Consider the following 18,437-nt stretch of genomic DNA (forward strand, 5'->3'; position numbering starts at 1 on the left):
GATGCCTTACCACTTCTTCCACGGCGCGGCGCCCTGCGCCCAGAGCCGTTCAAGATGCTGCTTGTCGCGCAGCGTATCCATCGGCTGCCAGAAGCCGTCATGGCGGTACGCCACCAATTCGCCGCTGTGGGCCAGCGTTTCGAGCGGATAATCCTCCCAAACCGTATCCGGCCCCGAAATCAGGTCGATCACGCTGGGGTCCAGCACAAAGAAGCCGCCATTGATGAGGCCGCCATCGCCCGCCGGCTTTTCCTTGAAGCTCGTGACTTCATGCCCGCCCGAACCATCGCCGAATTCCAGCGCGCCAAACCGGCCCGGAGGCGCCACGGCGGCAATCGTCGCCTTCTTGCCATGGGCACGGTGAAAGGCCAGTTCGGCCGAAATGTCGATGTCGGAAACGCCGTCGCCATAGGTAAAGCAGAAAGGCTCGCCATCGGTCAGGAAACGGCGCACGCCCCACAGGCGCCCGCCCGTCTGCGCGGTCGGCCCGGTGTCCACCAAAGTCACCGTCCAGGGCTCGCTCTTGGCCTCGTGCACGGTCATCTTGTTATTGGCCAGATCAATGGTCACATCGGCGGCATGCAGGAAATAATTGGCGAAAAATTCCTTGATGACATAGCCTTTGTAACCAAGACAGATGATGAAGTCATTGACCCCATGCGCGGCATAGATCTTCATGATATGCCACAGGATCGGCATACCCCCCACTTCGACCATCGGCTTGGGGCGGCTCGAAGTCTCTTCGCCCAGCCGCGTTCCCAAACCACCCGCTAGAATTACTGCCTTGGTCAAGTGACCCCCGAATATGTTGATCAGGTAAAATCAGGACGAAAAAATTCGGCTCGGGCCATGGGCCACTTGCCCTGCAACGTCAAGCGTTCTGCCCATTGGCGTCCCAAAACGCGCCTCTGCGCGCGCGGTGTGTCAGGTTCGCGTCATTCCGTCTCGGTAAGGCGCGATCCGGCATCGGGGGCAAAGGCCAGATTGGGGATGATGGCGGTAAAACTGATCGCCGCGATGATCCAGAAGGCCAGCGCAAAATCCCGCAACTCGGGGTGCTGCACACCATGCGCGGCGGTGCTGATCTGAAGGATCGTGGCCGCCATGCACACGCCCAGCGACAGGGTGAGCTGCTGAAACGTGGTGTAGAAACTGGTCGCGCGGCTCATTTCCTCAGATGCCAATCCGTCATAGGCGATGGTGTTATAGGCGGTGAATTGAAATGACATCAAAAATCCGGCCAGCACCAGCACGCCCCAGATCGCCCATTCCGGCCATGCGGGCGAAAAGAAGCCGCAGGTTGCATAGACCACCGTGCCCGCCGCCCCCATCAGGGTCAGCCCCCGCCGAAAGCCCAGCCGCCGCAGAACGGGTCCTGCCAGCCCCTTCATCACGATCGACCCCACTGCGGTTGCCAGCGTGATCGTGCCCGCCCGCGCGGCGGAAAAGCCAAAGCCATATTGCACCATCAGCGCCAGCAAAAAGGGCTGCGCGCCCTGCAGCAGGCGGGTGATCGACCCGGCAATCCACGACAGGCGGAAATTGCGGTGGCGCAGCAGCGCAAAATCCATGATCGGCGCGGGATGTCGCCGCGCATGGGCCCAATAGGCCAGCGCCATCACCACCCCGATCCCCAGCGGCAACAGCGCCACCGCGCCCGCATGGATCGGCCCCGCCGCCTCAAACCCCACCATCAGCGCGGCCAGCGCCACAGCCGAGAGCACGAAACCCACCGCATCGAACACCGGCGGCTCCTGCGCGCGGACATCGGGAATGTAGCGCGACACCAGCACCAGCGCGAGCATAGCAATCGGCAGATTGATCCAAAAGATCGCCCGCCAATGCATATAGGTGACGATAAAGCCCCCCAGCGGCGGCCCCAGAATTGTGCCCAGCAGGCCAGGCACCAGCATCCAGCTGGTGGCGCTGACCATATAGCGCGGAGGCACCGTGCGCAGCATCACCAGCCGCCCCACCGGCATCATCATCGCCCCGCCCAGACCTTGCAGGAACCGCGCCGCCGCCATGGCCTCCAGCCCATTTGTCAGCGCCGAGCCGAGCGAGCCGAGCGCGAAAACGCCGATCGCCGCGCAAAACACCCGCCGCGCGCCAAACCGGTCGGCCATATAGCCCGAGACCGGCACAAACACCGCCAGCGCCAGCAGATAGGACGTGACCGTCACCGAAAGCGCGGGGGGCCGCACGCCGAAATCGCGCGCGATGGTGGGCAAGGCCGTGGTCAGCACGGTGCCGTCGAACTGTTCCATGAACAGCGCGCAGGCAACGATGAGACCGATCAGGCGATAATCGCTGGCGCCGTCTGCCTCTTCGATAGGGGCCGCATCCGCCGTCTGGGGAGTCGTTTGCTGCATTTGCGAAAGGCTCTAGGCCGATGAAACCGGCGGGGCAAGAGCCGGATTTGCCACCAATCCGCAGCGGAACAGGGGCGGTTTGCGCCGCCCCTCCCGTGCCGTCAATCCTGCGCGATAGGCAACAGGACGGCGCTGGCCGTGGCCCCGCCGCGCTGGATGCTTTGCGTGGCGGCTTTGTAATCGCCGGGCCGCGCGTTGAAGATATTGGCCACATAGGTCTGCGGATTGCGGTCATAAAGCGGGAACAGGCTGGATTGCACCTGCACCATCAAGCGATGTCCGGGCAGCAGCACATGGTTGATATTGGGCAGGTCAAAGCGGACATTTTCCACCTTGCCCGGCTTCCACGGGGCGGGCGTGGCGAAACCATGGACATAGCGGCCCCGGAAAATCTCAATGCCCAGCGGCAGCTCGAAACCGGGATTGGCAGGCTTGGCGCCTTGCGAGGCGGCCTCGGGCGTTGTGTCGGGGGCAACGTCGATCAGCTTGACCACCCAGTCGGAATCCGTGCCCGTGGTGGCGGCATAGAGATCGACGCGCGGCGCGCCCTTGATATGGATCGGCTTGTCCAGAGGGGCGCTTTTATAGGTCAACACATCGGGCCGGTCCTCGACAAAGCGCTGATCGTGGACCAGCCATGTCGTCCATTGCTTGCGGTCGCTCATGGACAGCGGGCGCGGCAGGAAGGGCACCGGATGGGCCGGATCGGAGACGTAATCGTCATGCCCCGCCGCGCCGGGCGTAAAGGACAGGCCGCCCCCCGCACCCAGATAGAGCGGGGTCATTTTCGCATCATCCCATTTCTGCGAGACCTCCCACTGGTTGATGCCGGTGGCATAGGTCAAAACCGGGGGCGTATGCGGATCGGGCGCATCCTTCAGCCAGTGGTCGAAGAAGGGCTTGAGCCATTTGACGCGAAATTCATGGGCCGTGTCGCCGGTAAAACTCACATCGCCCAGTTCATAGCCATAGTGATTGACCCCCGAATGCCGCCACGGCCCGATCACCAGCGAGAGCTTGTCATTGGCGGTGTCCTTGGGCTCCAGCGCGCGATAGACGGCGGGGGCGCCATAGGAATCCTCCTGATCCCATTGGCCCACGACCAGCATGGTGGGCACGCTCAGGGGCCGCGCGGCCAGCCATTTGTCCACGGCTTGCAGCGACCAGAACGGGGTATAGGCTGGGTTTTCCATCAGCTTGCGCACGCCGGGAATGCCATCAATGCCCCATTTGCGCGCGAAATCGCCCGCCGATCCCGCCTCCAGATAGGCGCTGTAATCGTCGCCCGCGCCGCGCGGGATCTTGGCATCGGCATCGCCCTTGCCCACGCTCATCTCAACCATGTAGTCAAAGCTGTTCACCCGGAACGCGCCGTTGTGAAACCAGTCATCGCCCATCCAGCCATCGACCATCGGGCTTTGCGGCACGGCGGCCTTGAGCGCGGGATGCGGATTGATCAGCGCCATCAGCGAGGTGAAGCCCAGATAGGAACTGCCGATGATGCCGACCTTGCCGTTGCTCTCGGGCACATTCTTCACCAGCCAGTCAATCGTGTCATAGGCGTCGGTGGATTCATCAATGCCGGTTTTGTTGAGCGGCCCGGCGATGGGGCGGTTGAGCACCCAGTCACCATCGGATTTGTGCATGCCCCGAATGTCCTGATAGACGCGGATATAGCCGTCTTCGGCAAATTCGGCATCCATCGCGGGCAGGATCTCGGTGATCTTCTGGCTGGCCGTGCGCGTCACGTCGCCATGCGCGTTATAGGGGCTGCGCGAGATCAGGATGGGGGCGTTCTTGGCGCCCTTCTTGAACACAATGGCGGTATAGAGTTTCGTGCCGTCGCGCATCGGGATCATCACCTCGCGCAGGGTGAAATCGGCATCGGCGCGCACCTCGCCATAGGATTTGACCACATCGGGCGTCATCGGCGTCACGGCATTTTGCGCGCCTGCGGGCGCGGCAATAGCAAAGGCCAGCGCAAGGAACGCGCCGGAACGAAGCAGTTTCATGGGAAAGCCCCTTTGTGCAAATGCAATAGGCGCAGCATGTCGCCATTGCGCCCCGCCCGCAAGCGGGCACCCCCGCCTAAACACGGGCAGGCAGAAACATTTTATCACAAACCGGCACTTAACGCGCAAAACGGGCGATCTAGATCATGGGCATCGAATGCAAGAGGACGAGATGATCCGGTTACCTTTCACATCGGCATATGCCTTGAAGGAAACAGCGCAGATCCCCGCTCCGCATTGATCGGTTTTACGCGTTCCGGCCGAAGATCCCCAAGAACCCTCCTGAGGCCGGTTCATGCCGCAGGCGCCATTCCATCCGCGCCTGCCCCCTTGCGATCGGGGCAAGAGGTCTTTACCTCGCGCCCCGATCGCCTTTACTGTGCGCCGTCCACGGCCAGGTTTCAGATATCATGACAGCAAAATCCATCCTGCTTGTAGAAGACGATCCGGCGCTGCGCCTGCTGACGGCGCGGGCGCTGCGGGCCAATGGCTATGACGTGCGCACGGCCAGCACGGGCGCGGAAATGTGGGTCATGCTCGACAGCGCGCCGGCCGATCTGATCGTGCTGGACATCATGCTGCCGGGCACCACGGGCATCGAACTGTTCCGCCGGTTGCGCAAGGAATCGGACACGCCCGTCATCTTTGTTTCCGCGCGCGGCAGCGAGGAGGACCGCGTTCTGGGCCTCGAACTGGGCGCGGATGATTATCTGGCCAAGCCTTTCAGCACGCGTGAACTGATCGCGCGCATCGGGGCCGTGCTGCGGCGCGGCGGCAGCGATGAAGAGCGCAGCCCCGCCCAGAAGATGCTGACTTTCGATGGCTGGTCGCTCTCGCTCTCGCGTCACGAATTGCGCTCGCCCGAAGGCGCGCTGGTCGATCTGACCGGGGCCGAATTCGATCTGCTGGCTACGTTCCTTGGCCAGCCCCAGCGCGTGATCGGGCGCCAGCGCCTGATCGAGCTTTCGCGCACGCGCCTGTCCGACAGCTCGGACCGCAGCATCGACGTGCTGGTCAGCCGTCTGCGCCGAAAACTGTCCAACCCCAACGGCCAGGCCCCGATCGCCACCGTGCGCGGCATCGGCTATATGTTCACCGCCGAGGTTGCCCGCCATTGAAATGGCTGCACGCCCTTGGCCTGCCCGCGCGGATGCTGGCCATCCTCGCGGTGGTCATGCTGGTGGATATCGGCGCCAATGCGATCCTGTTCGAACGGGCCAATGAATTCGCGCTCGAGGCCGAGGAGGCCGACAGTCTGGCCGATGATCTGGTCGTTGCCGCGCGCCTGATCAACGACACGCCCTCAGCGCGGCGCGAAAATCTCGCCAAGGAATTGAGCCGTCCGGGGCTGAAGCTGGTGTGGAAACCGCAAGGGGGCGAGCGCCCGCTGGCCGCGCTTGACCTCGGCACGATGCAACAGCAGTTGATCGCCTATCAGCCGCAGTTGAACCAGTATCGCCTGCAACTGCATCTGGCCCCGCTGCATGCCCGGCATGAGGTGGATGGCTCGATGGTGCTGGGCGACAATTCGCTGATCACGTTCCACAGCGAGGCGCGCGACATCTTTGTCCTGCGCGCCAGCTATCTGCTGCGCATCATCCTGCCCACGCTGCTGCTGGTGCCGCTGGCGTGGTTTCTGGTCTTTGCCTCGCTGCGGCCCCTGCGGCGGCTGGTGCGGGCCAGTCGGCATGTCGGCACGCCCCATGCCCGCCCGATCGAGATGGACGGCCCGGCCGAAGTGCGCGAACTGATCAGCGCGTTCAACGCCATGCAGCGGCGGATCGATGACCTGCTCGATGCCAATACCCAGACCATGCTGGCCATCGGCCATGACATGCGCACGCCGCTGGCGCGGATGCAATTGCGGCTGGACGGGGTGCCGATGGATGCCGATGAGCGCGACGCGCTGGACGGCGATCTGTCGGAAATGCGCGATCTTCTGGCCTCGCTTCAGGATTTCGTTGCGCTGGACGAACCGGGCCCCGCCAAAGAGCCGGTGGACCTTGCCGCGATGGCGCAAACGCTGGTCGATGGGGCGCAGGATCGCGGCTATCCGGCCGAGTATGAGGGGCCGGACCGTTTGATCGTGATGGCGCGGGCGGTGTCGCTGCGCCGGGCCATGTCGAACCTGATCGAGAATGCGCTGCATTACGGCGGCAATGTCATGGTGCGCGTCGAGATCGAAAAGGCCGGCGTCACGCTGGCGGTCGAGGATGACGGCCCCGGCATTCCCGAGGAACATCTGGGCAAGGTGTTGCAACCCTTCATCCGGCTGGACAGCGCGCGGGCGCGCAACACGGCGGGCATGGGGCTGGGCCTGCCCATCGTGGTGCGGGTTCTGCGCAGCGAGGGGGCCGAACTGATCCTGTCGAACAAACCCGAAGGGGGCCTGCGCGCGCTCATCCGCCTGCCCCAGCCGCCGATGTAAGCGGTTCATCGGGCGCTCAGTTTTCAGAAACAATTCCTTACATGGCCGCGCGGTCATAGCAAAATCGGACACATAGATTGGTCTCATCAGCCAGCCCCATCCGCGGCAGGCAACAGATCAAAAGGTGTGACCATGAACGAACTGATTGGCCGCGTATTCAGCTTTGAAAAGACCACTTTCCCGGCCAGTGGCGAGCTGTTCAACAAGTTGACCACCCACGGGCAGAGCCCCAAGGCGCTGATGATTTCCTGCGCGGACTCGCGCATTGTGCCCGAACAGATCCTTCAGGCCCAGCCCGGCGACCTCTTTGTCTGCCGCAACGCGGGCAATATGGTGCCCAGCTACGGCACCCAGCTTGGCGGCGTCTCGGCAACGGTCGAATATGCGGTGATGGCGCTGGGCGTGCGCGACATCATCGTGTGCGGTCATTCCGACTGCGGCGCGATGAAGGCGCTGTCCAACCCTGTCGGCCTTGAGCGCATGCCCAATGTAAAGGCATGGCTGGATCATGGCGCGGCGGCCGAACATATCGTCTCGACCTGCAGGGGCCATCTGGAGGACAAGGAGCGCGTCCGCGCGATCACGCTGGAAAACATCATCGCCCAGATCGCCCATCTGCGCACCCACCCTTCGGTGGCCTCGGCCATCGCGCGCGGCGAAATGGCGCTGCATGGCTGGTTCGTGGATATCCATGCGGGCCAGGTGCTGGGCCTTGACGGCGACACCGGCCATTTCGTGCCGATGCGCGAGGACGCCCCCCTGCCCATCGCCATGCCTGCCTCGCGCCGGATCGCCGATGAAACCCCGATTGCGGAGGCGGCTGAATGAACCAGACGGCGCAAAAGAGCGGGATCGGCGCGTTTCTCGCGCGCGACTTCACCGCCTCCATAGTCGTCTTTCTGGTGGCGATGCCTCTTTGCATGGGCATCGCCATCGCCTCTGGTGTGCCGCCCGAAAAGGGCCTGGTAACGGGCTTGATCGGCGGCATTGTCGTGGGCGCGCTGGCCGGCTCGCCCTTGCAGGTGTCGGGCCCGGCGGCGGGTCTGGCGGTGATCGTGTTCGAATTCGTGCGCGATCACGGGCTCTCGGCGCTGGGGCCGATGCTGGTGCTGGCGGGCGCGATTCAGCTGGTGGCGGGCGTTGCCAAACTGGGCGGCCTGTTCCGCTCGATCAGCCCGGCGGTGGTCCATGGCATGCTGGCGGGCATCGGCGCGCTCATCGTGTTGGGCCAGTTCCACATTCTGTTCGACGCCAAGCCGATGTCGAACGGGCTGGCCAATCTGGCGGCCATTCCCGGGCGCGTGCTGGGTCTTTCGCCCGACATTCGCTCGACCGAAATGGCGCTGGGCCTTGGCCTGACCACGATTCTGGTCATGCTGGGCTGGGAAAAGTGGCGGCCCAAGAAGCTGGCACTGGTGCCGGGCGCGCTGCTGGGCGTGGGCGCGGCCACGATCATCGCGGCTGCCTTCGGCCTCAACGTCACGCGCATCGCGGTGCCTGAATCGCTGGCCGCCGCCTTTGGCACGCCGGGCGCGGGCTTCTTTGCCCCGCTGGGCAATACGGCGGTGATTACGGCGGCCATCGCCATCGCCTTTATCGCCAGCGCCGAAACGCTGCTTTCCGCAGCGGCAGTGGACCGTATGCATGATGGCGTGCGCACCGACTACAACAAGGAACTGCGCGCGCAGGGCATCGGCAACATGCTGTGCGGCGCGGTGGGCGCTTTGCCGATGACGGGCGTGATCGTGCGTTCCTCGGCCAATGTTCAGGCGGGCGCGATGACGCGGCTCTCGGCCATCCTGCATGGCGTGTGGATTCTGGCCTTTGTCGCGCTGCTGCCCTGGCTGCTGCGCGAAGTGCCGATGGCGGCGCTGGGCGGCGTGCTGGTCGTCACGGGCTGGCGTCTGGTCAGCCTCAAGCATGTCACGCATCTGTTCCACAATTATGGCGTGATCCCGGCGGCGATCTGGGTCGTCACCTTTGCGCTGGTGGTGGGCAAGGATCTGCTGACGGGCGTGATCGCGGGCCTGCTGCTCTCGCTGGTGGAGCTGATCCCGCTGGCCAAGGGGCTGCGGCTGGGCGTGGAGGAAAAGCATACCGATGACGGGCATCATGTCGCCCTTCAGGGTTCGGTCACCTTCCTCAGCCTGACCAAGCTGACCAACCGTCTGGAAAGCGTGCCTGCCGACCGACCGGTCCATCTGGACCTGAAGGATGTGCATGGCATCGACCACACGACGGCCGAAATGCTGGGCGAATGGATCGCGCGGCGGCGGCGCGGCGGGGCTGCGGTGCGGTTGAGCGGGCCGGACCCTATCCTCAACACTCTGGCCGCCTGATTTCCCCGGTCGGCTCGAGACGCCCCTCTTGGAGCAATCCAAGGGGGGCGTTTTCGTTTGATTTGGGGGAGAATGCCATCCGCAGCTTTGCGCCGCGCCCGCGCAATGCTAGAGACGGCCCAAAGGGCGCTCGGGATGAAGCGCCTGTCTTCGCAGTGTAAAGGTGGGGCGGACTTGTCCAGACCAGTATTTTTCGATCCCTCGGGGCGCCGTCGGCGCTGGACGCGGCGATTGACCTTCCTCGGCCTGATCGCGCTGGTGATCGCGGCCATCGCCTTTGCCACGACCGTGGTGCATATTCCCGCGCCCTCGCCGCTGCCCTTGGGTTTTGAACGGCGCACCGCCCTGCCCATGCGGACGCAGGTGTCGCGCCTGTCGCATTCCTTCTCGCGCATGTTCAGCACCCCGCCCAAACAGCGCGCGAACAGCAAGGGCCAGTCGATCACGGTCGCCTTCTATTCGAACTGGTCGGATGCCTCGGCGCCCTCATTGCTGCGCCATATCAACCAGATCGACTGGGTCGCTCCCACCTCGCTCAATATCGACATGGCGGGCAATCTGCATGTCAGCGAGGACCGTCCGCTGCGGCGCATCCTGCTTTCCGCGCTGCATCGCCCGCTGGTGGTGCCGGTACTTCAGAACGTCGATGACAAGGGCTTTTCCCGCCCCGCCGCCATCGCGCTTTTCGCCAGCAAGGCCAAGCGCAAGGCGCTGATCGGGCAGTTGATCGACTATCTGAAAAAATCGGGCGACGCGGGCATCATCTTCGACTTTGAAGACCTGCGCCCCAGCGACATTCCCGCCTATCGCGCCATGATCGCCGAGGTCGAACGCGCGCTTGATCCCACGGGGCAGGTCGTGGCCGTCACGCTGCCGATGGAGGGCGATGGCTGGTCGCCTTCGCAATTCGCTGCGGTGGCCGACAAGATCATCCTGATGGCCTATGACGAGCATTGGGCCAGCGGCAATCCCGGCCCCATCGCCTCGAACGACTGGTTCGCCTCCAAGGTGCGCAAGGCCATCGGCAACATGCCCGCCGACAAGGTGATCATCGCGCTGGGCTCCTATGCCTATGACTGGCACCCCGGCCCTGATGGCAAGAATACCGCCGAAAGCCTGACCGTCGAAGAAGCATGGCTTTCAGCGCACGATTCGGCCGCCACCCCCACCTATGACAAGGCCAGCGGCAACACCGGCTTCTCCTTCCTCGAAAATGGCCAGCGCCATGACGTGTGGATGATCGACGCGGCGGCGAGTTGGAACCAGATGCGCATCCTGTCGCAACTGGGCGTGGGCAATATCGCGCTTTGGCGCCTTGGCACCGAGGACCCCGGTTTCTGGCAAGCGCTGCAAAGCTGGCGCAGTGGGGGCAGGCAGAACCCTTTTCCGGATCTGAGCCACATCGCCCAGACCGCCAACGCCGACGTTGAGGGCGCGGGCGAAATCCTGCGCATCACATCAACCCCGCGCGAGGGCGAGCGCAAGGTCAGCTTTGACCCAAAGACCGGGCTGGTTTCGGCCCAGACGTATGACAGCCTGCCCACGCCCTATAAGGTCCAGCGCACCGGCTATGCGGAAAAAAAGGTCGCGCTGACCTTTGACGACGGGCCGGACGCGGACTGGACGCCCAAGATTCTCTCGATCCTTGAGCAATACAAGGTGCCGGCCACGTTTTTCATCATCGGTGAGAACGGGGTGTCGAACCGGGCGATCCTGCAACGGATGGTCGCATCGGGGATGGAGATCGGCAACCATTCCTATACCCATCCCAACATGGCCAATTCATCAAAGACCGGCATCCGGCTTGAGCTGAATGCCACGCAGCGGTTGGTCGAAGCCTATACGGGGCGCTCGATGCGCCTGTTCCGTGCGCCCTATTTCGGTGACGCCGAACCCACCACCGCCGACGAACTGGTGCCCGCGCAAATCGCACAGGAGCATGGCTATACGGTTGTGGGTCTGCATGTGGACCCCGATGACTGGATGCGCCCCGGCGTGCAGCATATCGTCGATTCGACGCTGGCCCAGGTCAAGGAAGGCCGCCCAGGCTATTCGGGCAACATCATCCTGCTGCACGATGGCGGCGGCAACCGCGAACAGACCGTGACCGCCCTGCCCGGCATCATCGTCGCGCTGCGCCAGCAGGGGTACAAATTCGTGTCGGTGGCCGAACTGGCCGGGCTGACGCCCGATCAGGTGATGCCGCCGGTCAAGGGCTATGACCTGCTGGCCGTGCGGGCCGACGTGTTTGCCTTTACCTCGATCGGCGTGATGATCGTGGTGCTCAACTGGTCCTTCTTCTTCGCCATCGCACTGGGTGTGCTGCGCTCGGTCAGCCTTGTGGCGCTGGCCATGTTGCCTGCCAAGCGCAAGGCGCCCGAGCCTGACGCCACCTTCCGCCCCAAGGTCACGGTCATCATCCCGTGCTTTAACGAGGAGAAGGTGATCGAGAGCAGCGTAAAGCGGATTCTGGAATCGACCTATCCCTATCTCGACGTGATTGTGGTGGACGATGGATCGAAGGACCGGACCAGCGCGATTGTCACCGAGAAATTCGGCGACAATCCGCGTGTGAAGCTGATGACGCTGGTCAATGGCGGCAAGGCGAGCGCGCTCAACAAGGCGCTGAAGGAAGCCACGGGCGAGATCATCGTCGCGCTGGACGCCGACACGCAGTTTGAAAAGGAAACGATCCTGCGCCTTGTCCGCTGGTTCACCGATCCGAAAATCGGCGCGGTGGCGGGCAATGCCAAGGTGGGCAACCGGGTCAATCTGGTCACCCGCTGGCAGGCGGTGGAATATACCACAGCCCAAAATATCGAGCGCCGCGCGCTGACCCGCTTTGACGCGATCATGGTGGTGCCGGGCGCGGTGGGCGCATGGCGGCGCAGCGCGCTGGAAAGCGTGGGCGGCTATCCCGAGGATACGCTGGCCGAAGATCAGGATCTGACCATCGCCATCCAGCGCAAGAAGTGGAAGGTCGCCTATGACGAGGAGGCCGTGGCATGGACCGAGGCGCCCGAAAGCTTTGGCGCGCTGTCCAAGCAGCGTTTCCGCTGGTCCTATGGCACGCTGCAATGCCTGTGGAAGCATCGCAAGATCGTGCGCCGGGGCAAGCCGGGGGGGCTGGCCTTCATCGGCGTGCCGCAGGCCTGGGTGTTCCAGATCCTGTTTGCCGTCATTTCACCTGCCATCGATCTGGCGCTGGTCGTCTCGATTCTGGGCACGATCACCCGCGTGATCCAGCATGGCTGGGCCCAGACCCAGACCGATGTGCTGCGTATGGCGGTCTATTGGGCGGCGTTTTCGTCGATCGACCTTGTGTGCGGCTGGATCGCCTATCGCATGGATGTGCGCGACAAGAAGTTCCGCCCCTTCCTGCTGCTGGCCCAGCGCTTCGTCTATCGCCAGTTGATGTATTCGGTGGTGATCCGGGCTGTGGCCGCCGCCGTACGCGGGGTGGGCACCGGCTGGGGCAAGCTGGAGCGGACGGGCCGCGTTTCGGCGCCCGAAGGCGGGGTTTGATACGCGGGGCGGGGTTCATGCCCCGCCCTCTCGCGGCAGGCTGCGCATGCCCTTGGTCCGGCTGGTCAGATGATACTGGCGACAGAGCGCGCAGCGATAGGGGCGCAGCGTGATGGCGGCCTTCAGCGCGGCCGCCACCGCTTCATCATGGCTGGCATAGCGGCGTTTGCGCGCGCAGATGCCGGGGCGGGTGCGCATGATCGCCCCGCCCTTTATGCGTCAGCCGCCGATCTTGGCTTCAAGCGCGGCCAGCTTTTCCTTGAGCACTTCGACTTCTTCGCGCGCCGTGGCGGCCATGGCCTTGACCGTGTCGAATTCCTCGCGGCTGACGAAATCAAGCCCGCCGAAGGCCTCGCGGAAACGTTCGCGCGCCGCATCGCGCGCCTCGCGCGTGGCCCCGGCAAAGGTCCCGGCGGCGCTGTTCATCAGCTTCACGAAATCGGCAAGAAAGGGGTTTTCGCTCTGCATGGCGCGGCTTTCGTCTTGTAATCCTGCGGCCCTCTGTCCGCATGACAGAGGCGTCCGATGGCCGCCTAGATGGCGCGCAAAGCCGCAGGGATCAAGGGCCATCACGAAATTCTAAAGGTGCGAAATTCTAGAGTTGAATATGCACCGCCGCGGGCGCTTCGGCTCCATCGGCATCGGGGTTGAGCACGAGAAACTGCCAGTTCAGCACGCTGGCAAACAGCACCCACGCCAGATAGGGCAGCATCAGCCCCGCCGCCACGGGCCGCACCCGCCAGAACAGCGCGATCACCACCACCAGCGAAACCGCCATGGCGATGATGATCCCCAGCGCCAGCGCGATCCGGTGCAGCCCGAAAAACACCGGCGACCATGCAAGATTAAGCACCAGATGGGCCGCAAACACCGCAATCGCCGCCCCGCGCCCCGGCGCCCCGCGCGCCGAAACAACAATGGCCAGCGCCACCCCCATCATCACATAAAGCGCGGTCCAGACAATCGGAAAGGCCACCGGCGGCGGATAGACCCCCGGTTTGACCAGCGCGGCAAACCACGGATTGTCCGGCCCCGACAGTGAAGCGCTGGCAGAAAGAAAGCCGAGCAGATTGATCCCCGGCACCAGCACCAGCATCCAGCGCGCCAGTCCCGCCCGTAATTGACCCGAGGAGGCAATTTCCGTCATCTTCGTCCAGAACCCCGTCTGACTGCCGCCGCGCCTGCCGCGCCGCATTCCCTTCATAGCCCGGAGCGATGGCCCTGAGCCAGCCCTGCCGGACCCTCTATGAGCCATTCGGGTGAAACGAGTGGTTAACACGGCGCCACGATTCGTGCCGCATGAAAGTCTTCTGGCCGGGGCCGACCGCGCGCAATGGCCGATGGTGCGCTGGTTCCGAAACGGAGGCAATCGCGCGAACAGGGTTAATCCTGCGCGCCCTGTGCCGATCCGCCCCCGCGCCATGCCGAGATCAGGAATTCGACATTGCCCTCCGGCCCGGTGATCGGGCTTTCGACAATGCCCTGCACCGCAAAGCCCAGCCCCTCGACCCAGACGCGCACCTCTTCGCAGACGCGGGCATGCAGCGCAGGATCACGCACCACGCCGCCCTTGCCCACTTCGCCGCGCCCGACCTCAAACTGCGGCTTGATCAAGGCCACCAGCCGGCATTCCGGCGCGGCAAGGCGCAAGGGCACCTCCAGCACCTTGGCCAGACCGATGAAGGAAGCATCGCACACCACCCAGCCGCAGGGCGCATCGATCTCATTCTCGGTCAAAATCCGCGCCGAGGTCTGCTCCAGCACGGTGACGCGCGGGTCCTGCCGCAATTTCCACGAGAGCTGGTTCGTGCCGGAATCGACCGCAAACACCCGCTCGGCCCCATGGGTCAGCAGCACATCGGTAAAGCCGCCCGTAGAACTGCCGATATCCATTGCCGTGACGCCCGCCGGGTTCAGCCCGAAATGCTCGATGGCATGGGCCAGCTTGATCCCCCCGCGCGACACCCACGGATGATCGCGCCCGCGTGTCTCGATCGGAGCGTCCTCGGCAATCTGCTGTCCCGGTTTGGCAATCTTCGTCTCACCGCTGAACACAAGGCCCGCCAGCACCAGCGCGCTGGCCCGGCTGCGGCTCTCGGCAAGACCACGATCGACCAGCAATTGATCGACGCGGGTTTTGGCGGGCTTTTTGGGCGCGGGAGCCTTGGCGCTATGGGCGGCAGCATCCGGTCGGTTTTTGGAACTGTTCATCGTCTCGGTTCTGTTTGGCGGCTTGTCTTGGACGATCCCCCATTCCATAGGGAGGCGATGATGGCAATCGCGCGCGCCCCTTTCTTCGCCACAAGGCGCCCTCCGGCCCGGCTTGGGCACTATGGTCTGGGCCTGTCGGCCTCGCTGGCCATGCTGCTTTCGGCCTGCGCGCCAACGCCGCCCGTTGCCGCGCCGCCGCCCGCGCCACGGCCCAGACCGGCCCCGCGCCCCGCGCCCGCGCCCAGCCCCACGCCCACGGACTGGCGCGACCTGCCGATCACACCGGGCGCATGGCGCTGGAGCCTCTCGGGCGGCGTTTCGCAGACGGCCTATGAAACGCCGGGCGCCGCGCCGCAGATCATCATGGCCTGTCAGGGGGGACAGGTGCGCCTGATCATTCCGGGCGCGGTCGGGGGAGTTATCCAGATCACCACCGCCACCCAGACCCGGCAGGCCAGCGCGCAGAGCGATGCCGCCGGGGCCGTGCTGCCCCTGCCCGCCGCAGACCGCCTGCTCGACGCCATCGCCTTTACGCGTGGCCGCTGGCAGGTGGAGGTGACGGGCCATGCGCCGCTGCTGCTGCCCGCCGATGCCTCGGCCTCACGCGTGATCGAGGATTGCCGCGCGCCGCGTTGAAAAATCGGGTGATAAAATCCGCGCGACTCCGGCCCACGTCATCATCATTGGGGATAATTGCGCAAGACGCCACCCGCCCCGCCCCGGAGCGCACCTCCCATGACGGCAATATGACGGATTTTCGCGGATTTCCCCAGACTCACCCATCCGGGGAGCCAAGATTGTGACAGCAATTTTTTCCATTTCAAGACTTGTTGTGCAGCGCGAAATACCCCACCTTTGAACCAAGGCGAGCGCGGTTGGACAGACCCTCGCCCCGTCGTCCGGATTGGGTATGGCGCCCCCCGGCGGCTCCCTATGGCTCAACAGCGCGAAAGGAGGTGATCCGATGTCTCATGGTTCAGCAGAGAGGTCGGCAATCCGTATCGCGAGGCATTATCGCTGAGTTTCACGATTAAGCGATAGAGGCTTCGTGAGCGGCACTTTTGCGGCCGCTGACCATGCGAAGGGCTGCGACGGCTTGGGCTGTCGTGGCCCTTCTCATTTTACGGCTGGGGTTTGGCGGGCGTCAGGCCGCCCCCGCTATCACGCCAGCCTTCCACGCCCTCGGCCAGCCAATAGACATCGCCCACGCCTTCGCGCGCAAGGCGGCGGGCGGCATTCCACCCCATCCAGCAATCCACCCGGCAGAACAATACCACCGGCCCGCCCGGATGCCCGCGCCGCCATGCTGCAATCGCGCCGCGCAATCCGGCCCAAAGCGCGGGATCGACGCCGGGCCGCCCGACCTCCGGCCGCCAGATCGCGCCCGCAATCGTGTCATGCGGCTCGGTCTGCACCCATTGCCCGGCGGCGCGGCCCAGCGGCAGGGCGTCGATGAACATGGCATCGCGCCCCGGCCGCAAATCCTTGGCCGCGGCCAGCGCCAGTCGCGTCGCGGGGGCCGGATCGCGGTCCACCGGCGCGCGATAGGAGGCCGCACGATAGCCATCGGCATCGAACAAAGCAGGCGATGCCGCCGCCAGAAAAATGCCCGCGATTGCCCCCAACATGCCGTCCTCCTTATCCCAAGGTAGCATATACCCGCCCGCGCAGGGGTGCATAGTCGCCCTTGGTATGATGCGCAAAGCAGCCCTCACGGTTTTGACCACTCTCCTGTTGCCCGCCTGCGCGTGGGCGGCGCCCGCCCTGCCAAAAGACCCGCTGGGGTCGCCCATGTGGACCTATCACGCGGCCCGCCTGTTCAAGGGCGCGCCGGTGGTGTTTGACCCGCGCGTGCGGTTGCAGGTGCCGATGATCGCGGAAAACCAGCATCAGTTTCCCGTCACGGTGGATGCGCGCACCATTGCGGGTGCCTCGCGGATCATCGTCTTTGCCGATCTCAACCCGCTGACGCAAGCGGTCGATTTCCGCCCCCTCCATGCCGCCCCCTTCCTCTCGCTGCGGATCAAGCTGGACCAGCGCACGCCAGTGCGCGCGGCGGTATTGGGGGCCGACGGGGCGTGGCATGTGTCGGGCGTATGGGTCGATGCGGCAGGCGGGGGCTGCTCCGCGCCTCCGGTCAGCCGGGCCAAGGGCGACTGGGCGCTGCATCTGGGCGAAATGCGGGGGAGCGCGTGGAAGGAAGGCGATGATCTGCGTCTGCGCGTGTCGATACGCCATCCGATGGACACCGGGTTGGTCGAAAATATTCCCAGTTTTCATATTGAAACCATCCATCTACGCGATGCCGCCGGGGTGGAACTGGCCAGCATGACCGTTGAAGGATCGGTCAGCGAAGACCCGGCCTTCACCTTTTTGTTGCGCCCAACGCGCGAAGGCCCGGTCAAGGTGCAGGCCCGCGACAGCGAGGGGCGCGAGTATCAGGGCGTGATCGGCCCGCAGAGCCGCCCGCATGGCTGACCGCTTTACCCGACGCGCGATGATCGGGGCGATGCTGGCCGCGCCCTTGGCCGCACGCGCGGCCGAGCGCTATACGCTCAAGCCTGATCTGGTGGCCCCCGGCGTTTGGGTGGCGCGCGGGGCTGATGAGGCGATTGCCTTTGCCAATGGCGGGGCGATCGCCAATTGCACAATTCTGGAGGCGCAAGGCGGCGCGATCCTGTGCGATTGCGGGCCGTCGCTGGCCTATGGGCAGGCGCTGGCGGAATGGGCGCGCAAGCTGACCGGAGGACCGGTTTTGCGGGTGCTGATAACGCATCTGCACCCCGATCATGCGATGGGAGCCGCCGCCTTCGATCCGGCGATCATCGCCGCCCTGCCCGAAACCCGGCATGAGCTGGAGCGCGACGGGCGGGGCTTTTCCGATGGCATGTATCGTCTGCTGGCCGATTGGATGACCGGCACGAATGTGGTGCTGCCGGGGATGGATGTGTCACCGGGGCCTTTTGAGATCGGCGGGCGGGCGCTGGAGGCCATCGCGCTGTCGGGCCATTCAGGGGGCGACCTGGCGATCATGGACCGGGCTACGGCCACGCTGATCGCGGGCGATCTGGTGTTTCACAATCGCGCGCCCGCCACGCCGGATGCGGATCTTGTGGCATGGCGGCGCAGTCTCGACACGCTGGACGGGCGGGAATTTGCCCGCCTGATCCCCGGCCATGGCCCGGTCGACGCCACCCATGGCGCGATTGCCCAGACGCGCGACTGGCTGACATGGCTGGAGGGCGCGCTGGCCGACGCGGTGGCGCGGGGGCTGGATATGGGCGAGGCGGGCGATATGCCTATCCCCGAACGTTTCGCGGGCGTGGCGCTGGCGCGCTATGAATTGCAGCGCTCGGTTTCGCATTTTTACGCAAGGCTTGAGGCCCGCGAATTGCCCCGCATCGACAATTGATGGGTTTCAGGCGGTTTTCCCGCGCCGACAACCGTGCTATCAGCCGATACACAAACGGGCCTTGTGATTTTTAATTTCAAGACCCTTGCCTTGCGCGTAATTTTCGTTCAAAGGCAACCGCATTCACCCCATGAGGAG

16 protein-coding genes are annotated in these 18,437 nt (G+C 64.6%); 8 read left to right on the forward strand and 8 right to left on the reverse strand.

The genetic code is table 11. The features are described from left to right. Positions 1-6 precede the first annotated feature (6 nt). The 3 genes from rfbF to PQ457_RS09220 all read right to left on the reverse strand — a co-directional run bounded on the left by rfbF (position 7) and on the right by PQ457_RS09220 (position 4,384). Positions 7-792, reverse strand: coding sequence for a glucose-1-phosphate cytidylyltransferase (rfbF, locus tag PQ457_RS09210; protein WP_273616581.1), 786 nt, complete (start codon positions 790-792; stop codon positions 7-9). 143 nt (positions 793-935) lie between these two features. Beyond that, positions 936-2,372 (reverse strand): MFS transporter, encoded by a 1,437-nt coding sequence (locus PQ457_RS09215; RefSeq protein WP_273616582.1) that lies wholly within the window; start codon positions 2,370-2,372, stop codon positions 936-938. A gap of 101 nt (positions 2,373-2,473) precedes the next feature. Then, positions 2,474-4,384 carry a CocE/NonD family hydrolase gene (locus tag PQ457_RS09220; protein WP_273616583.1) on the reverse strand — a complete coding sequence of 637 codons (1,911 nt, stop codon included), beginning with the start codon at positions 4,382-4,384 and terminating at the stop codon, positions 2,474-2,476. A 410-nt stretch (positions 4,385-4,794) separates the two neighbouring features. On the opposite strand from PQ457_RS09220, the gene PQ457_RS09225 reads away from it, so the two are divergent. The 5 genes from PQ457_RS09225 to PQ457_RS09245 all read left to right on the forward strand — a co-directional run bounded on the left by PQ457_RS09225 (position 4,795) and on the right by PQ457_RS09245 (position 12,676). Beyond that, entirely contained in the window at positions 4,795-5,502 is a 708-nt protein-coding gene (locus PQ457_RS09225) for a response regulator transcription factor (RefSeq protein WP_273616584.1), read from the forward strand. Continuing rightward, on the forward strand, positions 5,499-6,812 hold the full coding sequence (locus PQ457_RS09230) for an ATP-binding protein (protein ID WP_273616585.1): 1,314 nt from the start codon (positions 5,499-5,501) through the stop codon (positions 6,810-6,812). The genes PQ457_RS09225 and PQ457_RS09230 overlap by 4 nt, the downstream gene beginning before the upstream one ends. Positions 6,813-6,944: 132 nt before the next feature. Then, the gene (locus PQ457_RS09235; protein ID WP_273616586.1) at positions 6,945-7,640 is read left to right on the forward strand and encodes a carbonic anhydrase; all 696 of its coding nucleotides are present in this window, start codon (positions 6,945-6,947) and stop codon (positions 7,638-7,640) included. Next, positions 7,637-9,151: a SulP family inorganic anion transporter gene (locus PQ457_RS09240; protein ID WP_273616587.1), complete on the forward strand. Its 1,515-nt coding sequence runs from the start codon at positions 7,637-7,639 to the stop codon at positions 9,149-9,151. The genes PQ457_RS09235 and PQ457_RS09240 overlap by 4 nt, the downstream gene beginning before the upstream one ends. Before the next feature lie 174 nt (positions 9,152-9,325). Continuing rightward, entirely contained in the window at positions 9,326-12,676 is a 3,351-nt protein-coding gene (locus tag PQ457_RS09245) for a trifunctional glycoside hydrolase family 18/polysaccharide deacetylase/glycosyltransferase family 2 protein (protein ID WP_273616588.1), read from the forward strand. Between the two features lie 15 nt (positions 12,677-12,691). Here PQ457_RS09245 and PQ457_RS09250 read toward each other — a convergent pair whose 3' ends face one another. The 4 genes from PQ457_RS09250 to PQ457_RS09265 all read right to left on the reverse strand — a co-directional run bounded on the left by PQ457_RS09250 (position 12,692) and on the right by PQ457_RS09265 (position 14,887). Next, positions 12,692-12,874 (reverse strand): hypothetical protein, encoded by a 183-nt coding sequence (locus tag PQ457_RS09250; RefSeq protein ID WP_273616589.1) that lies wholly within the window; start codon positions 12,872-12,874, stop codon positions 12,692-12,694. Between the two features lie 21 nt (positions 12,875-12,895). Beyond that, complete coding sequence (locus PQ457_RS09255) at positions 12,896-13,144, reverse strand: accessory factor UbiK family protein (RefSeq protein ID WP_168604462.1); 249 nt, start codon at positions 13,142-13,144, stop codon at positions 12,896-12,898. A gap of 127 nt (positions 13,145-13,271) precedes the next feature. Further along, on the reverse strand, positions 13,272-13,823 hold the full coding sequence (locus PQ457_RS09260) for a TspO/MBR family protein (RefSeq protein WP_273616590.1): 552 nt from the start codon (positions 13,821-13,823) through the stop codon (positions 13,272-13,274). A 236-nt stretch (positions 13,824-14,059) separates the two neighbouring features. Then, entirely contained in the window at positions 14,060-14,887 is an 828-nt protein-coding gene (locus tag PQ457_RS09265; protein ID WP_273616591.1) for a TlyA family RNA methyltransferase, read from the reverse strand. A 57-nt stretch (positions 14,888-14,944) separates the two neighbouring features. On the opposite strand from PQ457_RS09265, the gene PQ457_RS09270 reads away from it, so the two are divergent. After that, the gene (locus PQ457_RS09270; protein WP_273616592.1) at positions 14,945-15,523 is read left to right on the forward strand and encodes a hypothetical protein; all 579 of its coding nucleotides are present in this window, start codon (positions 14,945-14,947) and stop codon (positions 15,521-15,523) included. A 485-nt stretch (positions 15,524-16,008) separates the two neighbouring features. Here the strand turns inward: PQ457_RS09270 and PQ457_RS09275 are convergent, their stop codons facing one another. Next, a complete protein-coding gene (locus PQ457_RS09275) occupies positions 16,009-16,515 on the reverse strand; it encodes a rhodanese-like domain-containing protein (protein ID WP_273616593.1) in 507 nt (168 codons plus the stop codon). A 163-nt stretch (positions 16,516-16,678) separates the two neighbouring features. On the opposite strand from PQ457_RS09275, the gene PQ457_RS09280 reads away from it, so the two are divergent. Together PQ457_RS09280 and PQ457_RS09285 are read left to right on the forward strand one after the other, a co-directional pair. Then, a complete protein-coding gene (locus PQ457_RS09280; RefSeq protein ID WP_337958465.1) occupies positions 16,679-17,365 on the forward strand; it encodes a quinoprotein dehydrogenase-associated SoxYZ-like carrier in 687 nt (228 codons plus the stop codon). Next, positions 17,358-18,299: a quinoprotein relay system zinc metallohydrolase 1 gene (locus tag PQ457_RS09285; protein ID WP_273616595.1), complete on the forward strand. Its 942-nt coding sequence runs from the start codon at positions 17,358-17,360 to the stop codon at positions 18,297-18,299. Before PQ457_RS09280 ends, PQ457_RS09285 begins: the two co-directional genes overlap by 8 nt. Positions 18,300-18,437: the final 138 nt, after the last annotated feature.

The sequence above is a fragment of the Novosphingobium humi genome (assembly GCF_028607105.1).
Lineage (GTDB): Bacteria > Pseudomonadota > Alphaproteobacteria > Sphingomonadales > Sphingomonadaceae > Novosphingobium > Novosphingobium humi.